This window comes from Streptococcus sp. GMD6S, from assembly GCF_000297015.1.
In genome coordinates, this window is sequence record NZ_AJRH01000358.1 from 1 (window position 1) to 664 (window position 664).

Below are 664 nucleotides of genomic sequence, written 5' to 3' on the forward strand. Positions count from 1 at the left end.
GCATCGGTGATGGAATCGCGATAAGGACGATTGGCTCCGATAGACTGATAAATGAACCCAAATACCAACCACCAGAAAACACTAATAGAAAGATACTTGGTCCAACCCTTACCGTCCAGTTTACGCGCGACAAACTCCTGCTTTTCCTTTTTAAACTGTGCCTGGTAGATCCAAACTAGAAGTCCAATTGGCTGCATGGCCGTGAAGTAGAGTGTCGTTAGCACCTCACCATAAAAGCCTTTCTGCAAAGCCAAGATAAGGTAAATAACAGAGTTAATCAAACCAAAAAGGTAATTACTTGCTCGACCTTCCGATACAAAGATAACACAGATAATCCCTGTCAAGCTACAAATCATCCCAACCCAGTCAACAATGCGGTGTTCATAAATCAACTCCAGCCAGATTGGAAAACTTCCTAAAACCAGCAGGTAAAGCCACTGAGCAAAACTACGATGGGCAAAGAGGTCATTCCAGATAGCCTTCATGGTTCCTGAAAATCCCAAATCAGCCATAGCAGCAACCATACGGCGGTAGCCACCAGACATTTCACCAAGAGTAATTTTGATATTCTTGAGTTTTGTTTGCAAATAAGTCGTCATATTTTCTCCTTTTGTTTTTAAAGAGCCGTGTCTGGATAGACTTTCGGACGCAACGCTCTATTATA

At 42.5% G+C, this 664-nt stretch carries 1 protein-coding gene; it reads right to left on the reverse strand.

Annotated features, from left to right (window positions below; all coding sequences use genetic code 11):
• The coding region (gene pnuC / locus GMD6S_RS11600) for a nicotinamide riboside transporter PnuC (RefSeq protein WP_000214769.1) at positions 1–599 on the reverse strand (599 nt) is incomplete at its 3' end.
• Positions 600–664 lie beyond the last annotated feature (65 nt).